This window comes from Flavobacterium sp. (assembly GCF_035760125.1).
In the GTDB taxonomy this organism is placed as follows: Bacteria; Bacteroidota; Bacteroidia; order Flavobacteriales; family Flavobacteriaceae; genus Flavobacterium.
This window is the reverse complement of the sequence record NZ_DASTTN010000080.1, coordinates 1-6,341: the sequence shown is the minus strand read 5'-3', so window position 1 is coordinate 6,341 and position 6,341 is coordinate 1. Positions and strand designations below refer to the sequence as shown.

At 35.8% G+C, this 6,341-nt stretch carries 5 protein-coding genes; all 5 read right to left on the bottom strand.

The features are described from left to right. Positions 1-1,218, bottom strand: a 1,218-nt coding sequence (locus VFS71_RS03360) for an alpha-amylase family glycosyl hydrolase (protein ID WP_326399372.1), incomplete at its 3' end; no start/stop codon positions are given. Further along, entirely contained in the window at positions 1,211-2,329 is a 1,119-nt protein-coding gene (locus VFS71_RS03355) for a Gfo/Idh/MocA family oxidoreductase (RefSeq protein ID WP_326399371.1), read from the bottom strand. The genes VFS71_RS03355 and VFS71_RS03360, both read right to left, overlap by 8 nt. Before the next feature lie 5 nt (positions 2,330-2,334). Then, the gene (locus VFS71_RS03350; RefSeq protein ID WP_326399370.1) at positions 2,335-4,050 is read right to left on the bottom strand and encodes a hypothetical protein; all 1,716 of its coding nucleotides are present in this window, start codon (positions 4,048-4,050) and stop codon (positions 2,335-2,337) included. 75 nt (positions 4,051-4,125) lie between these two features. Continuing rightward, positions 4,126-5,424, bottom strand: a complete 1,299-nt coding sequence (locus VFS71_RS03345; protein ID WP_326399369.1) for an MFS transporter — start codon at positions 5,422-5,424, stop codon at positions 4,126-4,128. Beyond that, a partial coding sequence (locus tag VFS71_RS03340) for a glycoside hydrolase family 130 protein (protein WP_326399368.1) occupies positions 5,417-6,341 on the bottom strand: 925 nt, incomplete at its 5' end. The genes VFS71_RS03340 and VFS71_RS03345, both read right to left, overlap by 8 nt.

Sequence of the window (6,341 nt, the reverse complement as noted above, 5' to 3'; positions counted from 1 at the left end):
CGCTTCAATGGGATTTTTCCCTTTGGCAAGAGCCAATTCATAATGCGTTTTTCCTTGAATATCAACCATCTCATCCAGATTCTTCGCGATGATATTATGCATTCCAATCTCTTCACCATAGTACACAAAAGGAACTCCTTTAGCGGTAAGCATCAAAGCCGCTAATGCCAAAGCTTTGTCTGGATTTCCATCTGCCAATCGGTCAATCATTCGAGGCATATCATGGCTTCCAAAAAACAAAGTTGGATAATTACTCATGTTTTTTTCCATGCTTTGCAACTCATCAAAAATACGTTGTGAGGAAAATGTTTTGATACTTCCAAAGTTGAAATTAAAAACCACATCCAATAAATCCTGAGATTGATATTGTTTCAGCACTTCAATTTTATCGCTTCCAATTTCTCCAACTATAAAACGATTATCATAAGCATTAACAGTCGATTTTATGATCCTCATGGCATTTTTAACACCGGCTTGATCGATATCATTTTTGTGTTGTTGCTGTCCATCTTTAAAAGGATTGTCAGTTGTAATCCCGTCAGTGTTCAAAAAATTAATCACATCCAATCGAAAACCATCTACACCACTGTCCAACCAAAAACGAAGTACTTTCTGAACCTCAGCAACTACTTTTGGATTAGACCAGTTGAGATCTGCCATTTTCTTATCAAACTTATGATAATAGTATTGATTGGTCAAAGTGTCTTTTTTCCATGCCGTTCCTCCAAAAAAAGACTCCCAATTGTTCGGTTTTTCTTTCCAGATATAATAATCCCGATATGGATTATCAACAGATTTTCTAGACTCCTGAAACCACTTACATTCGGTGGAAGTGTGGTTCAAAACCATGTCCATAATGACTTTGATTCCCCTTTTGTGGGCTTCTTTCAGGAAAATATCAAAATCGGCTTTACTTCCATAAGTAGGATCAACCTCGTAATAATTAGCAATGTCATAGCCATTGTCAACCTTGGGAGAAGTGAGAAAAGGAGTCAGCCAAATACCTCTGATACCTAGCTCTTTCAAATAATCCAATTTATTGGTCATTCCTTTAAAATCACCATATCCATCGCCGTTGCTATCGGCATAACTCGGCATATAGATTTGATAAAAAACGGATTCTTTCCACCATACTTCAGCGGAATTGTTTTCTTTCAAACTACAGGCGTCCATAGTGATTAGTGCTCCCAATAAAATAAGTATTACTTTTTTATTCATGAATTTTAATAGCTAAGTTCTCCGATATTTCAGCAATTTCCAATGAATGCACCGCATTATCCTGATTGATTTTTCGAACATGAGTATTGTTATCTATCCAAGCTTTTTGATCCATAAACATGGCGCTTACCAATTCCTGATACAGTGTTTGTTTTTGTACATCATCACCTGTGTCAAGTCCCAACTTATATTGATAATGAATGTTTTTAAACCTACCTTTTGAAACTTTAGACTGTTCAAAATATTCAATTATTTCAATTGCTGCATTTGGAAAAATTTGTTTCAATGTCTGTAATTCTTCTTCCGTACAAAGTGCGGTCATCTTTAATCGTGTGGGTACCCATTCAAATAGTGTAATTTCACCTTTTTCGAATAGCAGTCTCATTTCTTGTCTATCCATTATTTTAGGTTGATCAAAACCATGGTAAAAATTAACCAGTCCGTTTCCATATTGAACTACAGATTGCACTTTGTCCCAGATACCTTTATGACCAAATCTTTCGACTTTTTTAGAAGATTTTACTTTTCCATCGCCAAGCCATCCCGAAAACATATCAAAAAAATGCACACCATGCTCAATAAAAATTCCTCCACTTTTTTCTTCATCCCAAAACCAATGTTCTTTTGACAAAAACTCGTCTGAGGCATAATTTTCAAAGAAACCGTGTAAAAAATCTCCCAAAACCTGATTTTGGATAAGCTGCTGCACTTTTTCGAACAAAGGATTGTATCGTTGCATCAGATTCACAACGTAAAGCAAATTCCTTTCCTCGGCAAGTGCTCTTAACTCTATTGCTTCTTGAAGTTTTGTCGCGGCAGGTTTTTCACAAATGACATGTTTCCCTGCCAACAAAGCTGCTTTTGATTGTTGATAATGTAAATAAGGAGGTGTTGCAATATACACTAAATCAATAGTTGGTTCTGAGCAAACTGCATCCAAAGAAGGAAATATTATAGCGGATTCGTCAATTTCTTTTAAACGTAAAATATTCTTTTCGTTTTCATCATAACCTCCAACTAATTTTACTCCCGGTATTTTTACAAATTCTGCAACCGCAAAATGAGCGAATGAACCAACACCAACAACCGCAATATTTATGGGCCGACTCATACTTTTTATTTTTTTATAATATTATAATCCACCACAACACCGTTAACCAACATTTTTGAGCCAGAATAGGTTATTTTTCCATTAGAAGGAACGATAACAATTACGGCCGAATTTAATCCTGCGATTTTAATATTTGCAGTAGCGGAAACATTTTTGGCAACAAAAGTTCCAGAAACGGTATTGTATAAATCTACTTTTTTTCCTTTTTGAATAGCTATAGTAACGGTTTTATCTTCATTATACGGATTGTAATATAAGAAAGAAGGATATGCTTTGTCATGAAAAAAATCGGTTGCAAGTAAATTCAATTGCAAGATTCCTTTCACATCGGTTGCCTTGATAATACTGCCAAAGATTCCCACATGGGCACTACCATACACGCTCAATTGAGATTCTTCGGGATTTTTCCCCGGTACCCAAAGCGGTCCATCTCCTTGCGCAACGGGAGCAGGAACATAGCTGTATTTATCGTAATTCGATTTTTTAATCATTCCTTCATAAGCGATTACCCCTTTTCCGGCATCGGCCAATTGTGGAATTGTTTCGTGCTCATCCGGCATATATTTTGGATAAAAATAACGGGACGCATTTGCTGCATTCAACATCCATTTCCCAATAGCAGAAGCATACGATTGATTGTAGCGTACCATTGGCACCATTGGCCAAGCCATATCATACGTATTCATTAAAAAACCATAACCACCATGATCAACAGTACTTCCTACGGTACCCGAAATATCGATTCCATTCCAGTTTCCTACCAATACGCCCCAGCCTTCACGACATACGGCGGTTCCGTCAAAAGTCCAACCCAACATTTTATCGATATCATAATGAGTTCCTTCTTCTGCATTCATTTTTGCCGCTAAGTAGGCTCCAAACGGCATTAATAATTCATAAGTTGGATTTATCGTTTGCGATTCCAAAGCTGCCATAGCACTTTTCGCTCCCTTTAAATATTTTGGATCTCGAAATTTTTTATAGGCAGAATATAAAACCCAAGCATGTCCAGCTGCAGCATCTGGTTGTGCACAAATGGTATTTTTCATGGGTTTCATTTTGGCATAATCAAAATAGGAATAATCATAATTCCCATTCAAAACCATATCCGCCTCATAAAATTTATCGGCAATTTTTCTAGCCATTTTTTCCAATCCAGGCTCGTTTGGATATTTGTCATATATAGCATAAAACAATAGATTAGGGTAAACATCGTACCACCAATCACGTCCATAACCACCTCCCAATAAAGCAACTTCGGGACAGGTATTATTCATTATGATATCCCAACTGGTTTCGCTGTTAAAATAATTTTTGGTCATCCCAACATAATTCAGTTTCTGCTGATTTCTTTTGTCAATCCCTACCAAACTAGCTCCTAATGTGGCACCCATAGTTGCTAGAGCTTCATGGAACATCCCTTTATTATTGGTTCCTTGGCGCACATCTGCCATAGCGGTATATAATCCAACTACTTCTTGCGGGTAATTTTTTCGGCTATTATCTTTCCAAATTAAAGGCCAATATTTGCCTTTGGCATTAAAATCGAACACCGTTTTATCAAAATCAAGTGCCAATTTTTTATAATCAATAATCTCTAACTGAGCAGGAATATTAGGCATTTGTTCTACACGAGCTATTTTTTTTTGTACTACCTGTGCCCCTGTGTTAATGCTGAAAAATAACAGCCCAACAATAGCAATTTTAAAATAAGTTTTCATCATTAGATTTTAGAATGAAGATTAACAATTTTTGATATATGAAACATTATTTAGTTCTAATATAATAATCAGTTTTTAAACAATATGTTCAGCCACATGATCTAGAACTTTAGGGTCAATTAATTCTGAGCTTTCCTTCTCTGGAGAAAGTATATTCCCTTCGGCAATAATCTTTTTACTAATATAAATCGAACATAATTGCAGAAGCGCAATAATACCAATAGCATAACGCAAGGCAAAATCTTCGGAAAGCGTATAATACAAAACCAAGAATGTTCCAGCTCCGCAAAGTCTACCAACATACAAACCCGCTTCGTGATTTAATATATAAGTGAATTCCCCTCTTTTCTCAATATGGGAAACAATATCAATAACTCTCAACTGAATAGGAAAATAAGCTAAATCCATTAACGGTTTGGCTATCAACAATAGCAGCAAGAATATGATTACTCCAGTTTTATTATAAAAGAATCCATTTAAACAAGCGCCTAGAGCAAAAAGTATAAGTCCAACTGCGAATATTTTTATTCTGTCTGAAGGTTTAGAAAAACGTCCTATAAGGTAAATAACGATTGCTGCCAAAATTGCTCCTATCGATTGTGCATTCCCCAATGCGCCTTCTTCTCCCAATAATTTAAAAATAAGCATCGCAGGAGCGGTTACCAAGAATCCTTGTGCCAAACCTTTGAAGGTAGCCAAAGATAATAGTTTATACCACAATGGATGGAACTTAAAAAAGATATATTGCTTTTGTACCGGATTTTCAAATTTACCTCTAAAACAAACAACCGAAGCCACAATTGTAATCAGAAAAACAATTCCTGTAATGATAATGTAGGCGTCGTGTTTCTCAGCTTCTCCTGTTTTAGATTGAATAAACCAACCTATAGTTGCAGGAATTACAATGGCAATTATGGTATAGAAAAAAGTCTCCAAACCATAATAATAGTTACGGTTTTTGTCATTTGTAATGGCCAATGCCAAATAATCCCTGTTTGACCAATACAAACCAAAGGACATCCCCATAGTGATTCCGGCAATTCCTATACCAGTTAAATCCAATATCTTGAACGACATCATGATAATCATGGCAACGCCACTAAGCATCATTCCTGTTGAATATAATTTTCGAATGTTGAAATGTTTCAACAGAAAACCATTCAACAAAAAAGTAAGCGGAATCCCTGTATAAATGGCCAATTGATAAATAACAACTTTAGAAGTATCATTGGAGTTTCTCATGATGTAGGCTGCAACGAAAATATCAATTACAGGCAATACCAAAGCATAAACCAAATTGGTAAAAATTAGGATGCGAAAATTACGGGTCTGGCTTTGAAAATGATCAATTTCAGTTTGGATTTTTTTAAACATGGCTAAATTTTAAAAGTGAATAGATTTCTTTGATAGAAAATTTAGCACCACACACAAATTCATCTGAAGCACCATAGTAAAATGTAATAGTATCTCCATCTGGTTCTACAATATGACCGTTTGTAAATACTACATTTCCAAAGAAACCGCTTAATTCGTATTCTGTGGTAGGAACCATAATTGGCAATTCCGTTTGAGCAATCACTTTTGAAGGATCTTCTAAATCCATTAAAAAAGCACCCAAACAATACTGATGATTTTCATTGGCACCATGATAGATTGACAACCATCCCTTTTCTGTTTTTATTGGCGCAGCTCCTGCACCAACTCTTTTGCTATCCCAAAGACCTTTTCTTGTTTTGATAATACATTTATGATTTCCCCAGTGCAATCCGTCTGGAGATGACGCAATCCATATATAATTCCCCCCAATTTCTACACTACTAGGACGATGAAGAGCATAAAACATTCCGTTTATTTTTTCTTCAAAAATGGCACAATCTTTATTGTGAGCTGGTAATATCATCCCGTGTTTCTCGAAGTTTTTCCAGTCCGTGGTGGTACGTAAACCTACACCAACCCCATTGTCTGATACAGAAGTAAAAGTCAGATAATATTTTCCTTCTATCAAAGCTACCCTACAATCTTCTATTCCAAAAGCCTCCAAAATTCCTTCGCCTACCAATAATGGATAACCTTCTGGTTCATAAAAATTGACCCCATCCTCACTACACAATAATCTTAAATGGGAAAGGGTTGTTAAATAATCAACACCTTTGTAATTAATTATTCTTGCATCAGATGCATCTAATTCTGGTGCATTTGTTGGAATTTCAATAATTTCTGTACCTGTTTCCGTAAGTATAGGAAATGAAATTATTCCTTCTTTTTGTTCGGGTCTTTCAGCAACTCTAACC